We start from the raw sequence: 21,632 nt of genomic DNA on the forward strand, positions 1-21,632 counted from the left end.
TTAAACTGGTAAAATATTTTTCGAAAACCGCCTTAACTTTTTGTGGCAAAAAAAGGTATCCATTCCATTTCTGCTGTGCCACTAATGTGCCACAAATTTCAAATTGTCAATGTTTAAGCTATTAACTTGCTTAAAATGAGTTGTATAATTTGTGATTGTTTCAAATGTAAAAATAAAAATTTTTGCGAAATCAGAATATGAAATAATGTTGAAATTCTTTGAAAGGAAATAAAGGAATTGATTAGAAAGCGATATTAAACTTTTGTTATAAAAGGGTATCAGATCCAAAAGTAAACATTATTGTTTTACTATGGCAAAGCTGTTTATTATGCTCTATCTTTATGGGAATTAAACAGTAAATCTCTCATGGAAATTAAATCAGTTAACGAAAATAGTTTTTGGAATTTAAGTATTGAAGAGGCTTATCATAAATTAAATACCGATCCAAAAGGACTTAACGATGAACAAGCAGCCCAAAGATTAAATCAGTATGGTCCCAATACCTTAAAAAATAATGCGAATTCTTCTATGTTTTTGCTGTTTCTCTCACAGTTTAAAAGTCCAATCACCATTTTACTTATTCTTGCAGCTATACTCTCGGCTGGTTTAGGAGATATTTCCGATACAATAATTATTCTTTGTATCATTATACTGAGCAGCCTTCTTGGTTTTTGGCAGGAAAAAGGAGCTGCCGCGGCCGTAAAAGAACTATTGAAAATGGTCACAATAAAATGTCGTGTAATAAGAAACGGAACTTCAAAAGAAATAACGGTAGAACAAGTTGTTCCCGGAGATATCGTGACTCTGTCAGCAGGAGATATTATACCTGGGGATTGTCTTATTTTAGATTCAAAAGAATTATTTGTTGATGAGGCGGCTTTTACCGGAGAAACTTTTCCGGTTGAAAAGAGCAGCGGGGATCGCCTTGCTGTCGATACAGTACTTTCTAAAAGAAGCAATACCTTGTTTATGGGAGCAAGTGTAATCAGTGGAAAATGTACTGCACTTGTAATGGAAACAGGTAAAAATACAGAGTTCGGAAAAATTTCCGCCGGCCTGCAGTTAAAAGTGCCGGAAACGGATTTTGAACTGGGAATACGCAAATTTGGATATTTGCTGATGGAAGTCACGCTGGTTCTTGTCATTATTATTTTTGGCGCAAATGTCTTTCTTCACAAACCTATTCTGGATTCTTTTTTATTTTCTCTGGCACTTGCAGTAGGATTGACACCACAGTTACTTCCCGCTATTATTAGTGTAAATCTTTCTACAGGAGCAAAAAGAATGGCCAAATTGCAGGTTATTGTAAAGCGTCTTTCTTCTATCGAAAATATAGGAAGCATGAACATTCTTTGCTCTGATAAGACAGGTACCATAACCGCAGGCAGAGTAAATTTAAAAGATACCTTGGATATAAACGGAAACCATAGTGATAAAGTACTTCAATATGCCTGGTTTAATGCCTCCATGCAGCAAGGGTTTAAAAATCCAATTGATGAGGCTATTGGTCTTGCCTATAAGGGAATACCGAATACTTTTTCTGTAAAATCCGAGATTCCGTACGATTTTATCCGAAAACGTTTAACTATAGCCGTAAAAGGTGAAAAAGAAAACCTTGCAATTACAAAGGGCGCCCTGAATGCTATATTGGCCATTTGCAGTCAGGCTGAAATCGCTGAAGGAAAATTATCAGGCATATCAGATTCAAGAGCGTCGATTCAGGCGCAATATGAGAAATTAAGCCAGGCAGGTTTAAGAACTTTAGGAGTTGCTTACAAGCCTGTAAAGGATCCGGGTAATTTCACTAAGGATGATGAAAACGACATGATTTTCTTAGGATTCATTACCCTGTTTGATCCTCCAAAACCCAATGTAGAAACTATAATCAGCAAACTAAATACACTGGGGGTAAGACTTAAAATTATTACCGGAGATAATGCATTGGTGGCAAAAAGCCTGGCTTTGCAGGTTGGCATTAAAGACCCAAAAATACTCACTGGTTGGGAATTAAGAAAAATGACCAAAGCTGCACTGATGCATCAGGCGCTGCAAACCGATATTTTTGCCGAAGTAGAGCCCAACCAAAAAGAACATATTATTTCGATACTAAAAAGCAGCGGGAATGTTGTTGGTTTTATGGGTGACGGCATCAATGATGCCCCGGCCCTGCACATTGCCGATGTGGGAATATCTGTCGATACCGCTGTAGATGTAGCTAAAGAAGCGGCCGATATTGTTTTGCTGAGTCAGGATCTAAATGTTCTGATAAATGGCATTGTTGAAGGCCGAAAAACATTTACCAATACCATGAAATATATTTTTATGGCCACAAGCGCCAATTTCGGCAATATGTTTAGTATGGCTGGTGCCTCCTTATTTCTTCCTTTTTTACCCTTGCTTCCCAAGCAGATTTTATTGACCAATCTCCTGACTGATTTTCCTGAAATGGCAATCGCAACAGATCGTGTTGATGCTATTAATATTCAGGAACCACAGCGCTGGGATATTTCTTTTATTCGAAAATTTATGGTTGTATTTGGTCTTTTGAGTTCAGTATTCGATTTTCTGATGTTTGGTATTTTACTGTTTATTTTTCATGTTAGGGAAAAAGAATTTCAAACTGCATGGTTTATAGAATCCGTTATTTCGGCAACATTGATAGTACTTGTAGTTAGAACCCGATTACCGTTTTTTAAGAGCTTGCCTGGTAGATATCTTTCCATAGCAACTGCCATTATTGTCATCTTTGTCCTGACGGTGCCTTTTACACCATTTGCAGGATGGTTTAATTTTGTAAAACTTCCATTGCTTTTTTATACCTGGACGTTTTTATTAATAACAGCTTATATTGTATGTGCCGAAATTGTAAAGCATAAATTTTATGAAATACTGCTAAAAAAACAGAGAACCTTTCGCTAATAGCCAACGTTGTTAAAATGTTTATTGAATTATTGCCTCAAGCAGTCACTACTAGTTATTTTATTTCTGACCATTACAATAGGCAGCTCTGCGCTATTGGATCAGCTTTAGCATGATCTACCTATTGTGCTTTAGCAATTAAATGTTTCTTATCATTTTTTGAATTGATATAAATCATTTCTTTTTAGATCTCTTTGTTTCAATTTTGCGTAATGATCAATGATGATGATACTTTAAACAATATCATTCAAAGGTTAGTATTATAAAAATTATTCCAATGAAAAAAAGTAATGATGTTTTACGCAAAGAAGTGATAGAGGCTATTACGTGGGAACCTCTTTTAGAATCTAATAAGATAGATGTCAATGTCCAGGATGGTATTGTTACCCTTACAGGAAGTGTGGATAATTATACTCAAAAAAAGGAAGCAGAAAGCACTGTTAGGGACATTTTAGGGGTTACGGCTGTTGTTGATGATTTAAAGGTTCACCTGCCTGTTGCATCACTTAGAAATGATACAGACATTGCCAGTTCTGTTGTTAAGGCTTTGAAGGAGAGCTGGGCCGTTCCCAACCACAGGCTTAAAGTTACAGTTGAAAACGGATGGGTAACCCTGGAGGGGATTTTACATTGGAATTTCCAAAGAAAGGCGGCAGATAATGCTATTCGCTATCTGGAGGGTGTAAGGGGGGTAATTGATAAGATAAAAATTGAAGCTGAAATGAAAAATGAAATTGAGAAAGATATCGTGGTGAAAGCACTCAGCCGCAGTTGGATTCTTGATATTGGCAATATTAAAGTCAGGGTTGATGGCAAAACGATATTTCTTAGCGGTATTGTAAGTTCACTTTTCCAAAAGGAAGAGGCAGAAAGGATCACATGGAATACCCCGGGAGTATGGTATGTTGATAATGAGCTTTTTGTAGAACTTGATTGAGAAAAATGCCATCAGAACATTTGCCCAAAATCCTAAACTTAACAAAATAGCAAACCATGATATTTTTAGTAATTATTATCGGAATACTGCTTTTGGCGATTCTTCTGGGAGAAATTGCGATGCATTTAAAATTTAAAAATCAGGTCAAGGTATTATACAAAAATGCATTGAATATATCTGACAAAACATATAGTATCAGTCAATTAAACGGTTTGCCTAAACCCGTTCAGCGCTATTTTAATTATGTTATACGGGACGGAATGCCGTATATAAGTCTGGTTAGATTAAAACACAACGGGTTGTTTAAAACCAATCTAAAAAAAGAGTTCATTAGCATTAAAGGAAAACAATATTTTTCTGCACAAAGACCACAATTTATATGGAAAGGGACTACAATGCTTTTTACGGCAAGAGACAGTTTTATTGCTGGGAAGGGAAATTTAAAAGTTTCTTTATTCAATATTTTTACTCTTGTTGATGCCAAAGGCAGTGAAACGAGCGAAGGCGAGTTACAGCGCTGGCTGGCCGAAAGTGTTTGGTTTCCGACAAATTTACTTCCTTCGGAAAATATAACTTGGAGTGCAATTGATGAAAATTCAGCAAAATTATCATTCCGGTATAAAGAAATCTCATTTGATTTTATCGTAACATTTAATGCTCTTGGCGAAATTGTTACAATGGAAACCCTGCGGTTCATGACCGATAAGAAAAGGGAACCATGGCTTTGCAGAATGGCCAATTATAAAGAAATCAATCAGGTTAAAATTCCAGCTTCACCAGAAGCAATCTGGAAATTGAAAGAGGGAAATTACAGTTATGCAAAGTTCGAAGTCATAGAAATTACATATAACTATGCTATTTCTAAAGTGAAATAATATTTCAGATAAATAACCCTTATTAAGTACTGAAAAACAATGTTCAAACATCAGGGAAACAAAAGAAACCTACGACATAATCTTAAAATTGCCTCTTTGCTGTCCTTTGTGGCAGGGCTTGTAAATGTTGCTGGTTTTTTGGCAGTTCAAAAATTAACTACTAATGTCACAGGACATTTTGCCTTTCTCGTTGATGAGATTTTTAAGCTTAATTTCAGACAGGGAGCTATTTATTTTTTGTATATTTTCTTCTTTTTCCTGGGGTCTTTCTTCTCCAGTATGCTTGTAGAGTTTCTTCTAAAAAGAAATGAGAAATACAGTTACGTAATTCCAACCGCAATTGAAGGTGCAATTTTATTGGCAATTGCCGTTTTTGGAGAATATTTAATTATCCTTAACACTAATTTTATAGCGTATACTTTATTGTTTGCAATGGGCCTGCAGAATTCATTGGTAACAAAAATCTCTAATGCTACTGTAAGGACAACACATCTAACAGGGCTATTTACAGATCTTGGAATTGAATTGTCCCAACTGTTTTTTTATCGTGAAGCACTCCTTCGAAAAAAGCTGTGGGTATCAATTAAACTGCGAATGACCATCATCAGCTCTTTTTTTGCAGGTGGAATTACAGGCGGAATTTTTTATTCCAAAATGGGATTGCATGTTTTATTCATTGCAGTTACGGCTTTGCTTCTGGGTTTGTTATATGACAGGATCCGCTTTAATGCTTTTTTACTGGAAAGAAAATACAGGCACCTGATACAATATAGAGGCAAATAAATTTAGTACATATCAAATTTATTTTTCAGGCTTTAAATTCCTCAAAATTCCTTTTCCATAATTTCACTATCTCATACCAGATTACAGAGAGAAAGCCCACTCCAATTACCATGACAAGCGGTAAGGCTTTTAGCGGTTCAAAGGCAAAGAATACTGCAAAAGGTTTGATATAAAGCAATAATGCGGTAATGAAAATGGTAATGCCGATAATTATAGGAACCAAATTATTTTTATAACGCAAGGTGGTAAAAATGGAGTAATAAAAAGAGCGGTTCATTAATGTTAAAAAGATATTGGCGCTTACCAATAATACAAAAACCATTGCTCTGGTCATCTGTTCATTGTAACCCTGCAAAATGCAATATTGATAAGTAAGCAATGTTCCAATTGTGATTACTGATCCCTGAATTATACTGGTGGAGAGTTCTTTCCAATTGAAAAAGGTTGAAGTAAAAGGCCTTGGTCGCTGTGCCATAGTATTTTTTTCCATTGGCTCATTCTCATACACAATAGAGCAGGTGGGGCCCATAACCAATTCTAAAAAGATAATATGGATAGGGGAGAATATATTGGGATATGTCCAGCCCAGTGCAAGGGGAAAGAAAACGGTCAATATGATCGGTATATGGATTGAAATGATAAACTGAATTGATTTTTTGATGTTGGCATAGATTTTTCTGCCCATCGCTATGGCATGCACCATTTTCGACAGGTCATCATTGATCAGGATAAGAGAGGCTGCCTGTTTGGCAATTTCAGTTCCTTTTTTGCCCATTGCAATTCCAATATGAGCCGCTTTAAGTGCTGGTCCATCATTTACTCCATCACCGGTCATGGCAACAATTTCCTTATTTGATTTCAGTGCATTGATAATTTTGAGTTTGGCCTCTGGAAACATTCTGGTAAATAAATTGGTTTCCCTGACGCATTTTTTGAGTTCTTTTGGTTTAAGTTGCATGAGCTGATCTCCGGAGATGCTTTTTTCGTATCCCTTAAAACCGATCTGGCGGGCGATCGAGCAAGTGGTCAGGGCATTGTCACCGGTTATAATCTTTACATTTATTCCAGCCCGGTAAAAATGTTGTAAAACTAGTTTGATATTCTTTTTTGGAGGATCGTAAAAGGCCAATAATCCAATGAACTGGAATTTAAATTCCTGCTGTGTTTCAGGATAATTTTCAGAGCTCATATCACTTTGGCCCACTGCCAGAACACGGTAACCTTCCTGGGATAATTCCTGGATTGCTTGTGTAATTATTTTTTTCTGCTCGTGGTCAAGTACTGATACTGCCATTAATGCTTCTGCGCCTCCTTTGGCGGCAATGATCTTAGCCCCGGATTTATTTTCAAAAACATGCGTCATCATAGGCGGCTTTCCTGACAGAGGATATTCATGTACCAGTTTGAAATCAGGGCGCTGGTCTTCTTCGATGACTTCTGCATAGGTTTCATGAAGGGCAATTTCCATCGGGTCAAAGGCAATGGGTTCGCTTGCCCACATAGACAGGGTAATTAATTTTTTTTCATCTTCAGATAATGGCGCTTCCAAATCGGTAATTTTCGCTGATTTTAAAGAAAAAATTTTCGCCAGACTCATCTTGTTTTCGGTAATAGTGCCTGTTTTATCTATACAAATCACCGTGGCACTCCCTAATGTCTCTACTGTTTTCATTTGTTTGACAATAATCCCTTCTCTCATCATCCGCCAGGCACCAATTGCCATAAAGGTGGTAAAAGCAATAGGGATTTCTTCAGGAAGAATACTCATGGCCAGAGTAAGGGCTTTGAGCAGGCTGTCAAATATCTTATAAGAGTGGAAATAGTTTATTGCCCATACAATCAAAAATACCAGTGCACCGGCAATGACCATTTTTTTTACAAAATTGCCAATTTGAATCTCTAAGGGTGTTTTTTCTTCTTTTACAGCCTCAAGACTTTTGCCTATTTTACCCAGTTTGGTTTCGCTTCCAATGGCAGTGACCCTTGCAATAGCCAGTCCGCCGATAACTGTGGTACCTTGATAAATATCATTGTCTTTGGTTGATTTGTCTTTACTCACTGCCATGGATTCTCCGGTAAGAATTGATTCGTTTACCGAAAAATCATTGGAATGCAAGATGATTCCATCTGCAGAAATCAAGACGCCTTCTTCCACCAGAAGACTGTCTCCAATGACTATTTCTGCTGTTTTTATTTCTACAGCATTGCCATTTCTAATAACCTTGCATTTGGGTTTGGTAAAATCTTTTAACTGCTCCAAAGCATTTCTGCTTCGGGCATTCTGGTAAGATGAAATAGCCGCAATTAAAACAATTGCTGAGGCTAAAAAGAAACCATCGGCAGTTTTTCCGCTGATAAAATAAATACTCGATGCAACCAATAACAGAATCATCATGGGTTCCTTAATCATTCGGAGCATTGCAGCGGTATAACGGTTTGTTTTTTTATGAGAAGATACGTTTTGGCCGTATTTTTTCCTGGCCGCAAACACTTGCGCAGTGGTTAAGCCAGTTGTATTGAATTTGTTTGCAGTCATTATTCAATGGTATTTTTTACTTTCTAAAAACAAGTATAGGAGTATGGGTGTTAAAACCAAATTCCTTGGTTTTACTCGAAAGAAAATGACGTTCAAACCAGTCACGGTTTTGTTTGGTAAACATGACAACGATTGAGGGTCTTATTGTTCTGATATCAACTTCTAAATGATTCAGTAAGGAATATTCGATATTTAATTTTTTAAAATTAAAAGAGACTTTATCTGATTGGTAGTTTTGGGCTATTTTATTAAAATCTTCCTTAAAATTACCCTGATCTAATAATTCATCGTAATGATACACTGCAACATCTGCAGCAAACAGGGCTGCAAATCTTTTAACAAAAGGCAGTTCTACACCTAGTTTTGCAAGATCTGATCCATACAATAAAAGCTGTATTGGTTTTCTGCGATAGTTGTAGGGAATGACCAAAAGTGGAATAGGGGAAGTAGTAATCAATTTTGCGGCAGTAGTGCCTATCAACTGATTAAATATACCTGGGCCGGATGTGTTGATACAAATAAAATCAGCATTGCATTTTTGTGCATAAGCGATAATAGCCTTATCCACATGAGTATGGTTCTCGGTTACAAATTCTACCTTACCAGCTTCTTTTTGGGTTGTTTTGTAAATGGATAGTATGAATTTTTTAAGTTTATAGGTTTGCGTGGTCTTTTTATAATAATTGTCTATATTATCTTCAAGTTTTTTTGTATTTACGCTGTAGAATATCAGCTCACAGGGAGTCTGAGTAGCAAGTTGGATAGCAAATCGTATTGCTGCCTTGGAGATATTGGAAAAGTCTGTTGTAACGAGTAATTTTTTCATTGTATTTATTTTTTAAACTGAAATAGAAGTTTTTGGGCTTATCTAAATTCATTTCAGCGGTTTTAAATATTTTAGAGTTCTATTTCAGTTTCATTTCATTGAGCTGAAGATTTAACTTTTCCCATTTTGTTTTATCAAGATAAAGTGTATCTACATCTATTGTCCATTCCATAAAAGGCGCCAGGTGATAGATACCAATAATTCGTTTTTTGTATCCAAATGCAAATCGGTCTCCCCGCAATTGATAATTTATTGTTTTATCTCTATTTTGAATATTTCTATAAAGTACGGTTTGTGTTTTCCAGTCTCCGCCCCAGGTAAAAAAAGCTTTGAGCCCGCATAGGATTCCAATGATTAGGAAAACCGAAATAATAGACCAGTTACTTTGTAATTTTTTGAAAAACTGACCAATAAGGATTGCCAATGAGGATACCGCAAAGAAGAGAAAGAAAAAATGGACCCGATAATCATTAATATTAAACCGGGTATATCGGTTCAGTAGAATTATACTTGCCGAAATTGCAAAAATGACAGCAATGGACGGATTGAGTTTTTTCATCTTTAGTCTAAGATTTATTATTTATGAATGTCCTTTACTTTGCGCATAAAATCTGCAGTTGCAGGATCTGAGGCATTACCGTAACCATCCACAAGGGTTCCTTTTTCATTAGTGTTGGTTTCAACTGCATACATGATCGAGCTGTCATCAGGATTGGATTCGCCTTCAAAGCGATAGAAATGAATTATTTTTATCTGCTCTGGCATAAAGTGATGGTCTGTTTTAAGCGAAACCAGATTTTTTCCATTAACCTCAAATTGGGATGTAAATCCGAGTTTCTCAATTTCAGTCAGTACAGTGACCAGACTGTCCATATTTACTTTTTCCATAATGTATAATTTTTGTTCGACATAATTTTAGGTTATTGCTGAATGTCTACATGCAGGTCATTTTTAACCACCAGTACGCCCGGGGCTTTCCATGCAAGGCGGCCTGCTTCATTTTTTTGAAACCATGATTCGACAGTTCCTTTTAAAGTAACGGCATTATTAAGAACTTCTACAGTAATTATTGCATTGCCGATAATTTTGTTGCTCTGTATAGCATCTTCAATATCCTTTTTTTTGATCCTGTCTTTGGACAAGGAAACTATCATTATATTATTGATGATTCCCTTAACGCCAATAAGCACACTGACAGCTTTTTTTGCCTCTTCTTTTTGGTAATTCCATTCCAGAGAGCCGCTAAGGGTGACCCAGCCACTTTCCACTTTTACCTGTACGCTGTCATTTGGAATATCCCAATGCCACCTGAAGGCATTTACAATATCCATAGCCAGTTCATTATCTGTTTTTTGTATTTTGTCCTTTAACACTACGTCAATTTTTTCTATTACTACTTTAACGCCCCTTACATTTTTAGCAGTCGCTTCGACCTGTTCTTTTTTAGCATAGCTGTGCACCGATCCTGTTAGAGTAATGATTCCGTTTAAAGCCAGCACTCCAATTTCTGTATCTGATAATAAGGGCTTGCTGTTAATGGCTTTTATGACCCGTCTTTGTAATTCTTCGTTGGTTTTCATCTGCTACTGTTTATTATAGTAAAGGTGTATTTTATCACAGTCTTTGGAAATGATCTTCAACATCATAAAAATTGATCGTAATTACTAATTAAGACAGAAGAGCAGAATTTGCAATATTTATTGAGCTCTAGCGCTTTTTTTGAAATATAATTTTTCAAGATGACCCGTTCTAATTTCTGACATGATTGCTGTAGCAGAAAAACACATAAATAAAATAGATTAGGGTTATAACTTAGTTTTTGAAACTCTTTTCCCTACAGTATCCATGAGGATAGTAGCTGTTAAAGCAGCAAGTGCAATAAGTGCAAATAATGTTTTCATAATTATTTTTTTTAGAAGATTGAATTTAAAAGATTTACTTTTTAAATCTACTGTGCAAATTTGAGATGAAAGAACCAGTAGAGAAATGATCACCAACATCATCATAAGTGATAAGGAACACTTTTTTAGGTTACTTTTAGGTTAGATTTGATAAAAGAAGAAATGGCACTACTAATTTTTGTCAGGCATGGGCAATCTCTTTATAATTTAGAGAACCGTTTTACGGGAATCCTGGATGTTCCGCTCACAGACCTTGGAAAAGAACAGGCAAAACTGGCAGGACAAAAACTGATAGGTTATGATTTTAATATTGCCTATACTTCCATGCTTACCAGGGCTCAGGAAAGCCTGCAGATTATCCTAAGAGAAATGCAGGTAACGATTCCTATTGTAAAAAACAGCGCTTTCAATGAACGCATGTATGGCAGTTTACAGGGACTCAACAAAGATGAAACGGCAAAAAAATACGGTTTCGCCCAGGTGGATATCTGGAGGAGGAGTTACGATATATGTCCTCCAGGAGGGGAAAGCCTGTTGAACACTTATCAGCGCGTAGTTCCTTATTACAAAACCGTGATAGAACCGAAATTAAAAATGGGGCAGAATATATTATTGGTAGCCCATGGCAATAGCCTGAGGGCCCTGATGATGTATCTTGAAAACATAAATCCTCTTGACATTGTAAAAGTAAATATTCCCACAGGCCAGCCCCGGGTCTATGATTTTACTGATGAAATAAAGATCGTGGCAGTAAAGTATCTTTAAAGCGCCGGATGATCCGTTTATTTTTCAGAATATTGGATTATATCTTTTATACCGCTATGGGATCTGAATGGTTCACTGTAGGCCTATTTTTATCAGGGAGCTGTTTTTTAGCAGCATATTTTTCCATGGTTAAACGGGCCATTAAATAACTTACAGTTGATTCTGCGCCCTGATTCAGATTAGTGTAATTTAATTCCAAACCGTCATAACAGCCCCCGGTGCACGGATTATAGATAATTTTACCCAAATGATTGTTGCCCAGGAACCAGCTAAAGGCAATTTTCATTTTTTCCATGTAGGATGAGTTTTTAAAAACAGCATGGAATCTCTCAAGGGCAAGAATAGTGTAAGCAACATCGATAGGCTGTTCTCCCCCTAGGATTTCTTTTTTTTGCATTGTGGAGTCAAGCCATCCTTTATTGGATATTACTTTGATTCTTTTTTCTGTAAAAATATGAGCCAAAAGAAAATCGAAGGATTCTTTGGTAATTTCTTTATATTGATAGCTGCCCGTGGCTAAGTAGGCACAAAGAAGTGCTTCGGGCAGTATACTGTTGCCATAGGTCAGGTAGCTTTCAAACCATTTCCAGTTTGATTTAGATTCATGTCTGTACATTTGCACCAATCGGTTCGAAAGCAATTTAATCAGCACGATATTTTCATAATCTAGCGCATTTATATTGCGGTAATAAATTCCTTTTATAACAAAAGCCATTGCCCTTGGTGAATGGATTGTTTCTACTCGTAATAAGGCTTTACTCATGGTCTTTGCCGCATCTGATGTAAATCCAACTGGAAAAATAGGCAAGAGAGAAAGCATGAAGCCCAATGCCCAAATGGCCCTTCCGTTGGAATCCTCGAGGTTTTCACTATTTTGCTTGGTGAATTTTTTTTCTTTGTTTACATAATTTAAAAAGCTCCCGTTTTGCTGCAGGCAAAATTTGATAAAGCTGTAATATTTTTCAATGAGCTTTAAATCCTCAGGTACTCTTTTTAATTCGTAATGCTGGCAAATGGCCACCAATGCCCTTGCGTTGTCATCTAAAGTATAGCCCGAATTGATATCCGGCTGGTTAATTACTGAAAACTGTATCATGGCAAATGAGGTAGTCAAATCCCTGAAATGCCCCAGATTAATTTCCGGAATTTTATAATCCAGCGATATTTTATCCCCGATAATCTTTTTAAATAGCCAGGCATGTTCAATTGCGGAATTCTCCCAGGCCGTAGGTGCCATTTTGTGTATGCCGTTGGAAGAAATATTTTTACGCAATTGTGGGTTTTTTAAAAGTCTCATAACCTGCTCGGCCAATTGGACTGTATTTCCAAACTCAATAATAATCCCCGTTCCATCCTCAAGTACTTCTAGTGCATGTGGAATTGGGGTAGAGATGATCGGACAACCGCAACTGATGGCATAAGAAAATGTGCCGCTTACTGCCTGATGCGGATCATTGGAGGTAAAAAGGTAAATATCTGTAAGCTGGAGATATTCGAGTAATTCCTCTAATGGCAAATAGGCATTGATGAATTTTACGTGCGCTTGCAGCCCTAAGATTTCGACTCTTTTTTTTAGAAAATCCCTGTATTTTTCTCCTTCATTGCGGGCCACCGATGGGTGGGTTTTACCAATAATCAGAAATAAGACATCAGGATTCCGGCTCACAATAACCGGTAATGCATCCAAGGTGGTTTCAATGGATTTTCCAGAACTTAAAAGCCCAAAAGTGGAGATTACCTTTTTACCTGAAAGGCCGTATTTTTCTTTTAATTCTTTCTTGTCCCCGTGTTTTACCAAATGCGTTCCATGGGCAATAACGGTAATTCTGCCCCTATCAATCCCATAAACATTCTCAAGTAATTTAGCCGATCTTTGGGTCATGACAATAAACCCGTCGATAAGGGTATCCATTTCGATAATGTTTCGTTTCATATCCTGATTTGGATCAGGCAAAACAGTATGAAGGACAATGATAACGGGTTTTACAGAAGCGCTTAAGAATTGAATAAGATCAGTTTCATTGTTTTTAAAGAGTCCGAATTCGTGCTGTATTAAAAGTAGCTGAATTGCTTTTTCAGTGTTGCAGTACTGTGAAAGCTTTAGGTAGGAATCAGCAGAATCGGTTTTAAGAATTCGGTCTACAGCAGTTCCATAAGTATAGCTGTCATGGATTGATTCCAGGGCAGCAACCTTTATGATAAAGGATTGGTCAAATTTATTGTTTAATGCAGCAATTAAGTCTTCAGAATAGGTGGCAATGCCACATTCCCGGGCAGGATAGGATGTAATAAATAAAATTTCAGGTGTTCTGTAATTTTCTTTGTCCTCTACAATAGCTTTATTGTTTTTTTTTGCCCATATAGGCATACTGTTACGGAGTGGTGACTTAAGTATCATTATTTTTTGTATTAAGCATTAATTCATTGATTAAACCTGATACGCTAACCGATGCGCAGGCTATTTGCTCATCGGCAGCTCCATAATAAATATATAAAGTATCATTAAAAACCGCTGTTCCAGTTGGAAAACACACATTGTTTACCTGTCCTTGCAATTCCCAATCTTTTTTTGGACTAAATAAAGGGTAGGGAAGGCGTGCTATTTCAATCTGCGGATTATCAAGATCCAGTAAAGCGGCACAGGCTGAGTATACATATCCATCAATACTGTCCTTTACACCATGGTAAATAATAAGCCAGCCGTTTGCTGTCTCTATCGGCGGACATCCGCCACCGACATAGCTTGATTCATGATCGTATTTTGGCGAGAGCAGAATGTGGTCACTAAAATTCAGAAAATAGTTAGTGTAGAATCCAGCAGTCAGGTCTTCAATTGCTTTTACAGTAATAATCTGAATTTCGGGTTTAATGCGGTGCATAAAACAAAAATTACCATTTATCTTTCTGGGAAACAAAATAATGTTTTTATCGGAGATCAGTATTTTTTTACCGTTTTGTTCTGCTGCTCCATTGAGTTGATTATATCTGAAATATTTGCTATTTAAGTGATTATCAGAATTTGTAATTTGGTTAAATTGATCAAAGGTCATAATGGGTACTATTATCCCTTTTTTTTCAAAATGGATTAAATCGTTTGAAATTGCCAGGCAGCCTAAGGCATTTACTCCATCAAAGGCAGTATACGTCAGATAATAAATTTCTTCGATCTTTACAATTCTTGGGTCTTCCAAGCCATGGCTTTCGTATTCAAATTCATCAATAAGGATTGGTTTACTCGCGCGTTGTAGAAGGCTCACAGGGCCATCTAGTTTGCAATAGCCAATAGTGGAATGATTACCTTTGCTAACGGCGCGGTAAAAAAGATGAACAAAGCCTCCTGTTTTCATCGCAGCTGGATTCATTACCCCTTCATTTTCGAAAAAAAGCCCGGTTTTCTCAAGTATAATTCCCTCTCTTTTTATAGCTATCATATTGCTGGTTTTAGCATTTCTGGTGACTTGGCACTCTTTTATGCCTTTTTGTTGTGCTTTTGTTGGAATATGTGGAAAACGGCCCGTAAAAAAACAAAAATAGAGGATAGGATCCTCTATTTTATTTTTGTGTTTTACAACATGGCATAATCGTATTCCACAACAAGTTCATTATCAACAGACCATATGCCGGGGGTTTTCCAGACGATTTTTTCGGCCTGGTCTTTTTGATAAACAGAATCAACAAAACCTGTTAATTTAACATTTGTGCCATTTACAGTTACCGTAATATCTTTAGCATTGAGCGACCAGCTTCTTGCCAGTGCTTTTTCGACATCCTTTTTTTCAATGGCATCTTTGATGTCAGACTTGATCTTGATCTCATTTGTCACCCCTTTTACTCCCGGCAGAAAGCTGATAGCAGTCTTGGCATCTTGTCTCTGAAAATTCCAGGTTAGTTCACCCTCAAGTGTAACCCAGCCGTCTTCTACTTTTACCTTAACACGATCTTCGGCCACCGACCAATTGTCTTTTAAGGCTTTTAAAACCTCATTGGCAATATCATTATCGGTTTTGGTAAAAGTATTAGAGTATTTAATTTCTATTTGCTCAACAACGGCTTTTACCCCTGATACATTTTTGGCTGCTGTTTCAGCTTCCTTTTTTTTATAATATCCGTCCACTGTGCCAGTCAGGGTCACTACACCATCTTTTGCGGTTACTCCAATTTCTGCAGCATGCAAAAGCGGTTCCCATTTGATGGCATTTTGAACGTCTCTTTGTAATTCTTCATTGGTTTTCATAATGTATGTATTTAAAAATTATAATTCATTTCTAGTTAATGATATAAGGCAATGGCTTTGATTACGATTCCATTTTCTGCGGCAAAACAGTTTATTTTAAAAAGTGTATTTTTAATCTCAAATATTTTCTATTTTAAATATTTTTAACCTCAAACTTTTTAAAATGTTCCCGAACAAAAACCTCTTGTTGCTGAAGGTTCATTTTAGTGGTATTTTCAGCTTCAATTTTGATTTTTCCAAAACTGTTGTCTTTTTGCAAAAAGTGCAGTAATTCCGTTTTTGCCGAAGTGGGACCAAATAAAACCAGTTCATTATAGCCAATGGCGAGGGTAGCAATTTTTTTAAAATAAGCCCTTTGTTTATCCTGTTCTTTATGGTGCATTTCGCTTTCGCTTCTTTGCAGTGTTTCATGCTTATCCTGAATATCAAATTCAGAAATTACAGTCTCAGTCTCTTTATCATTACCAGTAAAATCGATTAAATTTGCGGCGGCATGATCTAAGTAAATGCCTAATTGATTTATAGTTTTCATTTTTTTTAAGGTTTAATTTTTAAAGTTTTTTTTTATTGTATTTCAGCCGCTTCAATTTCCTCAGCAGAAACATAGTGGTGTTCTCTAATGCCGTTTTCTTTGGGAAGATGTATTCCCAGTACTTTTCGGGCATTTTCAGTTTGAATTTTGCTTCCATGCACCAGGAGCATAAATTTGCCGGCTTTTATTTCTGTTTCATATTTCAAAACGTCATGATTTGAAATGCCCAAACTCACTAATGCCGCTGCAATTACACTGCTTCCTCCCAGCAGTGCAGCACCTTCGAGCGCTCCAATAATGGCCGAAACGAGCGGGCCTGCAACAAGTAAAGGGCCAAGTCCGGGAATGAAAAAGAAAGCCGATCCAAACAATAACCCCCAGAAGCCGCCCCAAAAAGCACCAAAGCTTCCCCATTTTTTCATGCGGTCCCCAACGGTGTAATATCCCGTTACGGTTTCATCAGTGTGATAGTCTGTTCCGATGATTGATAGTTTGGTCATATCGAATCCGCTTTTTTCAAGTTTCTTAATAGCTGTTTCAGCTTTAAGGTGTGTAGCATAAAAGGCAGCTAATGTATTTGTATTTTTCATCTTGATATTATTTAGTGAGTGGGTTATAAAAATCATCAGAATACTTAAATTGATTTTTTGTATTGCTACAAAGTTGAGCTAACAGGAAAGAATTAGAAATGACAGGCATCAGCAATAAAAGTGACATAGAGCACTTTCATCAGTAATCAAAAAAAGGTAACACTGAAGTAGAAAACATCATGATAAAGGCATAGAGATAATTATTGAAAAGATCGTTGTAGGAACTTATTTTTAATTTTAAAATAAAGAGAATGTGTTAATTATAGTATGAAATTGAAGCAGGAAGTCATTTTCCATTTATAAATAGTCGACCTTTATAAGGATCATCATAATTTGATCGATTTGATGATGGATAATGCTGCGCTGTTATATGCTCTTGTACAAAATGCTCTTGATGGTATTATTACAATAAATGATATCGGGACGATAGAAACCATTAACCCAGCTGCTTGTGTACTTTTTGGTTATCCGGAACAGGAAGTTGTGGGCCAAAATATTTCGATACTGATGCCTTCACCGGACCGCGACAGGCACGATGGCTATTTAAGTAGTTATAAAACATCCCGAAAGCCCAGTATAATTGGTATTGGCCGCGAGCTGACAGGACTGCGTAAAGATGGCTGTCAATTTCCGATGAAGCTGGGTGTCAGTGAGGTAAGGTATTCTGGCAGGACTATTTATGCCGGTTTCATTCATGACCTTTCCCAGCAGAAAGTGGATGAGGAACGTTTTAAGGATTATGCAGCTCATCTGGAAGAACTTGTCGAGGAAAGGACAAAATCGCTCAACGATACTATTCTTGCCTTGGAAAAGGCAAAAGAAAAAGTGAGTATTTCCCTGGAGAAGGAAAAAGAACTCAGTAAATTGAAAAACCGGTTTTTATCGATGGCTTCCCATGAATTTCGAACACCCCTTAGTACCGTACAGTTATCAGCCTCCCTAATTGAAAAATATGCGATACCTTTTGAAAGTGACCCTATCACTAAGCACCTTGCCAAGATTAAAAATTCAGTAAAGAGTTTAACTGCGATACTCAATGATTTTCTGTACGTAGAAAAATTGGAAACAGGCAAGATGAAACCTGAGTTCACTTGCTTTGACCTTGTTAAATTTGGTGAAGAAATAACTGAAGAAATGCAGCTTCTGGCCAAACCAAGCCAAAATATAGTTTGTAAACATCTGGGGAACCAAACCATGATATACCTTGATGCTAATTTGTTAAAGAATTGTGCCATTAACTTAATCGGTAATGCCATAAAGTATTCAGGAGACAGCTGCTGCATTGATTTTACAACAGAAATTAATGATTTAAATTATATCATTTCAGTTCACGATGACGGAATCGGTATTCCTTTGGAGGAACAAAAACATTTGTTTCAGGCTTTCTTCAGGGCACACAACACGGGCAGTATCCCTGGGACTGGCCTTGGCCTGAATATAGTGAGCCGATACGTTTCCCTTATGAAAGGAACGGCAGATTTTAAAAGCAATGAAAAAGAAGGAACATTATTTACCCTAACATTTCCCATATCATGAGCAAAGTACTGATTATTGAAGACCATAATGACATTAGGGAAAATATTGCCGAAATCCTTGCTTTGGCCGGTTACACCGTTTATCAGGCCAATAATGGTAAATTAGGGGTGGAATCTGCTGTTGTCAACCTTCCCGATATTATTTTATGTGATATTATGATGCCCGAGCTTGACGGCTACGGTGTATTGTATATGCTTAATAAAAATCCCAAAACAAGTGCTATTCCTTTTATTTTTATCACTGCTAAATCAGAAAGGATTGATTTGCGAAAAGCCATGGAAATGGGAGCAGATGATTACCTGACCAAACCTTTTGATGACATGGAACTTTTACAGGCCATTGAAAGCAGGCTCAAGAAAAAGAATTCAGAAAGGGATTTTTATAGTCAATCTTTGGGACATCTTGAGAGTTTAGTTGGTAACAGGGAAGGGCTTTCTGAACTAAAAAAATTGATCGATGAGCATATTCACAGACCTTTTAAGAAAAACCAGATTATTCACTATGAAGGCGATCGTGCTATAGGTCTCTATTTGGTGATTTCAGGTAAAATAAAAACCGTGAAGATGTCTGAAGACGGGCGCGAGCTGATGACCGGTATGTATCATGCCAATGATTTTTTAGGGGTCAATACAATCCTCTCTGATGAAACTTACACCGATACCGCAACAGCACTGGAAGACAGTCAGGTTTGTTTTTTTCCAAAAGAACAGCTAGAAGAATTACTAAAATTATATCCCGATGTAGGTGAAAAATTCATTAAAATCCTATCGAATGAAATCAGGAGTAAAGACACACATTTGCTGCAATTGGCCTATCAATCGGTCAGAAAGCGCATTGCCGAATCCCTGTTGAGACTCTTTCGTCAGGAAGAAGCCGCAAAAGGGGATAGTATCAATGTCACAAGGGATGATCTGGCAGCGATGTCAGGAACTGCTTCTGAAACCGTGAGCAGGACCTTAACCGAATTTAGAAATGAAGGATTGATAGAAAAGAAAGGCAGCCAGCTGAAAATTCTGGATTATATGAAAATAAGTAAAATGAAAAATTAATAGAACAGCAAAAATCCCAACGAACTTTCCACTGGCATTTCTTAAACTGACAAAACATAAAAATTACTTCTCGAAAAGTACTTTTGCCAGGGCAGCGTCCCGATTATACAGGTCATCGTAAAAAGCAATATTTCCACTGCCGTCTGCCCAGGCGGTAAAGTAGGCAATGTAGACCGGAATTTTATTTTGCAGGACGTAGGTGTTCTCTTTTCCCAGATGCATTGCGTTATCTACTTTTTGGGCACTCCAATTGGCCTCTTTTTCCATAATAGCAATTGCAAGTTCACGGGCTTTTTCAACTCTTACACAACCATGGCTGAAAGCTCTTTTGTCTTTATTGAAAAAGGATTTGGATGGCGAATCATGAAGATAAATGTTATGGGAATTCGGAAACATAAATTTTACATATCCCAGTGCGTTACTGCCACCGGGTTTCTGCCTTACCTGCCCGTCATGCCATTCCATATGCTGATTTTCAAGGTAATTTGGATTTTTTTTTATATTGGGCAGTATTTCTTTTTTAAGGATACTTGCGGGAACATTCCAATAAGGGCTAAAGGCCAGATAACTCATGCTTCCACTAAAAACAATGGTTTTGTGAAATTCTTTTCCCACTACCACTTTTGAAACAAGAAATGGCTTTCCGTCACGATAATAAAGAAGCCTGAATGAAGGTATATTCACGGTGATATATTCCTGTGCCGTATCTATTTTAGGGCTGATCCAACGGCATCTTTCCATATTAACCGAAATGGTTTTAATCCGGCTCTCTACAGGAACGTTAAGCATTTCAATAAGTTTTTGTGTGATCTTGTTTTCAAAATCATGATTTTGAATGGTTCCATAAGCCGAAATGCCATCAGTTATGGTTTGGTCAAAAAGAAAAGACGCGTTATCCTGACTGATAAAACCTTCTAAAAACAGCCTGTTTCTAACCTCTTGTACCGTCGTGGAAGAATCACCCTGATGAAGGGATTTGATTTCTTTTTCAAGTTTAACCATTTTCCAGCCGCCGTTTTTTTCAATTTCAAGATATTTTTTTAAAGCCTGTTTAAGAGCATAATATTGACTGAAATAGTCGTGATTGAATTCCTTTTTAGATCCAATTCCCTGCACAAGAGTATCAAGGTATGCTGTATTTGAAGCATTTTCTCTGGGAAGGTACCAGCCTGTTTCTTCACTTTTTCCTATGGTAAATCCACTGAAAACTTTGGTTGTGTAGAAACAATACATGCAGCTGATTAGCAGCTCAGATTCTAAATTCGGGTTTTTATTGGGATTCTGTTCAAAGATTTTTGTAAATTCCATTTCATACGGAATTGGAACAGGAAGCCCTTCTTCTCTCATTTGCCCTACCTGTTTGTGCAATACATAGGCAAATTCAATAAGTCCTTTCTCGTCATACCAAATATAATCACCATGTTTTTTGTAGAGCTGTTTTACCTGAGCCTGATACGGGCTGAATTTAGGATAGGTCTCAAAAAAAGCAGCAATTTTTGTGGTGTCAATTTGCACAGCAGCATTTTCCTGAAGCTGTTTTTGAACATGGTTCATGGAATTTGCCCGGGACATCATCCAAAGATTACACATTAAGAAAATCAAGATATATTTATGTTTCATTGGGTAGTTATTAGCCTGGGATTCTTTGACACTGCAATTTGTAAGGAATAAGTTTTAATTAAAATGAACATAACAATAGATACTGTTATGTTCAGGTTTCTTTAATACAGGATATTTTAATTGGCTTTAATTTCGTCAGCCGCCATATCTGTGAGTAATTTTCTTTTTTTCACCTCAGGCAGGATTCCATTGTCGCTTTTTTTTGTTTTTAGAGCTTTTTTTAATTTCTTTCCGTTAGTGTTTTCAGTAGTTTTCAGGATTCTTTTATTGATTTTTTTAGCTATCCTTTTGGCTGTATTGTCAATTGTTTTCAGAATCTTTTTACTGTTTGATTTTGCTGTTATGGCAGTGGTAATTGCTGTAGTTATTTCAGCTACCATTTTTTTTGAATTTGCTTTCATAATTTTAAATTTTATAGATGTTAGGTTTGATATCTGATTTATTGAAATAAACCGGATGTGTTATATGGATACAAAATTGAGCAGAACTTTTGTTCCACAAAATGACGTTACTCATTTTCATTATTGAT

19 protein-coding genes are annotated in these 21,632 nt (G+C 36.8%); 7 read left to right on the top strand and 12 right to left on the bottom strand.

Annotated features, from left to right (window positions below):
• Positions 1–366: 366 nt before the first annotated feature.
• From mgtA to ACHZDT_RS18450, 4 genes are all read left to right on the top strand, one after another.
• Positions 367–2,919 (top strand): magnesium-translocating P-type ATPase, encoded by a 2,553-nt coding sequence (gene mgtA / locus ACHZDT_RS18435; RefSeq protein WP_394776148.1) that lies wholly within the window; start codon positions 367–369, stop codon positions 2,917–2,919.
• 277 nt (positions 2,920–3,196) lie between these two features.
• On the top strand, positions 3,197–3,856 hold the full coding sequence (locus ACHZDT_RS18440; protein WP_394776149.1) for a BON domain-containing protein: 660 nt from the start codon (positions 3,197–3,199) through the stop codon (positions 3,854–3,856).
• Between the two features lie 56 nt (positions 3,857–3,912).
• Positions 3,913–4,731: a DUF6544 family protein gene (locus ACHZDT_RS18445; protein ID WP_394776150.1), complete on the top strand. Its 819-nt coding sequence runs from the start codon at positions 3,913–3,915 to the stop codon at positions 4,729–4,731.
• Between the two features lie 39 nt (positions 4,732–4,770).
• The gene (locus ACHZDT_RS18450; protein WP_394776151.1) at positions 4,771–5,514 is read left to right on the top strand and encodes a YoaK family protein; all 744 of its coding nucleotides are present in this window, start codon (positions 4,771–4,773) and stop codon (positions 5,512–5,514) included.
• 25 nt (positions 5,515–5,539) lie between these two features.
• On the opposite strand, the gene ACHZDT_RS18455 is transcribed toward ACHZDT_RS18450, so the two are convergent.
• From ACHZDT_RS18455 to ACHZDT_RS18475, 5 genes are all read right to left on the bottom strand, one after another.
• A complete protein-coding gene (locus tag ACHZDT_RS18455) occupies positions 5,540–8,050 on the bottom strand; it encodes a cation-translocating P-type ATPase (RefSeq protein WP_394776153.1) in 2,511 nt (836 codons plus the stop codon).
• Between the two features lie 16 nt (positions 8,051–8,066).
• On the bottom strand, positions 8,067–8,876 hold the full coding sequence (locus ACHZDT_RS18460; protein ID WP_394776154.1) for a universal stress protein: 810 nt from the start codon (positions 8,874–8,876) through the stop codon (positions 8,067–8,069).
• Between the two features lie 79 nt (positions 8,877–8,955).
• Positions 8,956–9,435: a hypothetical protein gene (locus tag ACHZDT_RS18465; RefSeq protein WP_394776155.1), complete on the bottom strand. Its 480-nt coding sequence runs from the start codon at positions 9,433–9,435 to the stop codon at positions 8,956–8,958.
• 17 nt (positions 9,436–9,452) lie between these two features.
• Positions 9,453–9,764 (bottom strand): hypothetical protein, encoded by a 312-nt coding sequence (locus tag ACHZDT_RS18470; RefSeq protein ID WP_394776156.1) that lies wholly within the window; start codon positions 9,762–9,764, stop codon positions 9,453–9,455.
• A 32-nt stretch (positions 9,765–9,796) separates the two neighbouring features.
• The gene (locus tag ACHZDT_RS18475) at positions 9,797–10,456 is read right to left on the bottom strand and encodes a BON domain-containing protein (protein ID WP_394776157.1); all 660 of its coding nucleotides are present in this window, start codon (positions 10,454–10,456) and stop codon (positions 9,797–9,799) included.
• Positions 10,457–10,939: 483 nt separating this feature from the next.
• Here ACHZDT_RS18475 and ACHZDT_RS18480 point away from each other — a divergent pair, with 483 nt between their 5' ends.
• Entirely contained in the window at positions 10,940–11,542 is a 603-nt protein-coding gene (locus ACHZDT_RS18480) for a 2,3-diphosphoglycerate-dependent phosphoglycerate mutase (RefSeq protein WP_394776175.1), read from the top strand.
• A 46-nt stretch (positions 11,543–11,588) separates the two neighbouring features.
• Here the strand turns inward: ACHZDT_RS18480 and ACHZDT_RS18485 are convergent, their stop codons facing one another.
• The 5 genes from ACHZDT_RS18485 to ACHZDT_RS18505 all read right to left on the bottom strand — a co-directional run bounded on the left by ACHZDT_RS18485 (position 11,589) and on the right by ACHZDT_RS18505 (position 16,898).
• Entirely contained in the window at positions 11,589–13,910 is a 2,322-nt protein-coding gene (locus ACHZDT_RS18485) for a glycosyltransferase (RefSeq protein WP_394776158.1), read from the bottom strand.
• Positions 13,911–13,929: 19 nt separating this feature from the next.
• Positions 13,930–14,973, bottom strand: coding sequence for a pesticidal protein Cry7Aa (locus tag ACHZDT_RS18490; RefSeq protein ID WP_394776159.1), 1,044 nt, complete (start codon positions 14,971–14,973; stop codon positions 13,930–13,932).
• A 134-nt stretch (positions 14,974–15,107) separates the two neighbouring features.
• Positions 15,108–15,776, bottom strand: a complete 669-nt coding sequence (locus ACHZDT_RS18495) for a BON domain-containing protein (protein ID WP_394776160.1) — start codon at positions 15,774–15,776, stop codon at positions 15,108–15,110.
• Between the two features lie 133 nt (positions 15,777–15,909).
• The gene (locus ACHZDT_RS18500; protein WP_394776161.1) at positions 15,910–16,308 is read right to left on the bottom strand and encodes a hypothetical protein; all 399 of its coding nucleotides are present in this window, start codon (positions 16,306–16,308) and stop codon (positions 15,910–15,912) included.
• Between the two features lie 32 nt (positions 16,309–16,340).
• Complete coding sequence (locus tag ACHZDT_RS18505; RefSeq protein ID WP_394776162.1) at positions 16,341–16,898, bottom strand: general stress protein; 558 nt, start codon at positions 16,896–16,898, stop codon at positions 16,341–16,343.
• A 345-nt stretch (positions 16,899–17,243) separates the two neighbouring features.
• On the opposite strand from ACHZDT_RS18505, the gene ACHZDT_RS18510 reads away from it, so the two are divergent.
• On the top strand, positions 17,244–18,434 hold the full coding sequence (locus ACHZDT_RS18510; protein WP_394776163.1) for a PAS domain S-box protein: 1,191 nt from the start codon (positions 17,244–17,246) through the stop codon (positions 18,432–18,434).
• Entirely contained in the window at positions 18,431–19,483 is a 1,053-nt protein-coding gene (locus tag ACHZDT_RS18515) for a response regulator (RefSeq protein ID WP_394776164.1), read from the top strand. The genes ACHZDT_RS18510 and ACHZDT_RS18515 overlap by 4 nt, the downstream gene beginning before the upstream one ends.
• 63 nt (positions 19,484–19,546) lie before the next feature.
• Here the strand turns inward: ACHZDT_RS18515 and ACHZDT_RS18520 are convergent, their stop codons facing one another.
• Together ACHZDT_RS18520 and ACHZDT_RS18525 are read right to left on the bottom strand one after the other, a co-directional pair.
• The gene (locus ACHZDT_RS18520; RefSeq protein ID WP_394776165.1) at positions 19,547–21,103 is read right to left on the bottom strand and encodes a murein L,D-transpeptidase; all 1,557 of its coding nucleotides are present in this window, start codon (positions 21,101–21,103) and stop codon (positions 19,547–19,549) included.
• Between the two features lie 116 nt (positions 21,104–21,219).
• Complete coding sequence (locus tag ACHZDT_RS18525) at positions 21,220–21,504, bottom strand: hypothetical protein (protein ID WP_394776166.1); 285 nt, start codon at positions 21,502–21,504, stop codon at positions 21,220–21,222.
• Positions 21,505–21,632 lie beyond the last annotated feature (128 nt).

Source organism: Flavobacterium sp. (assembly GCF_043722275.1).
Classification (GTDB): domain Bacteria; phylum Bacteroidota; class Bacteroidia; order Flavobacteriales; family Flavobacteriaceae; genus Flavobacterium.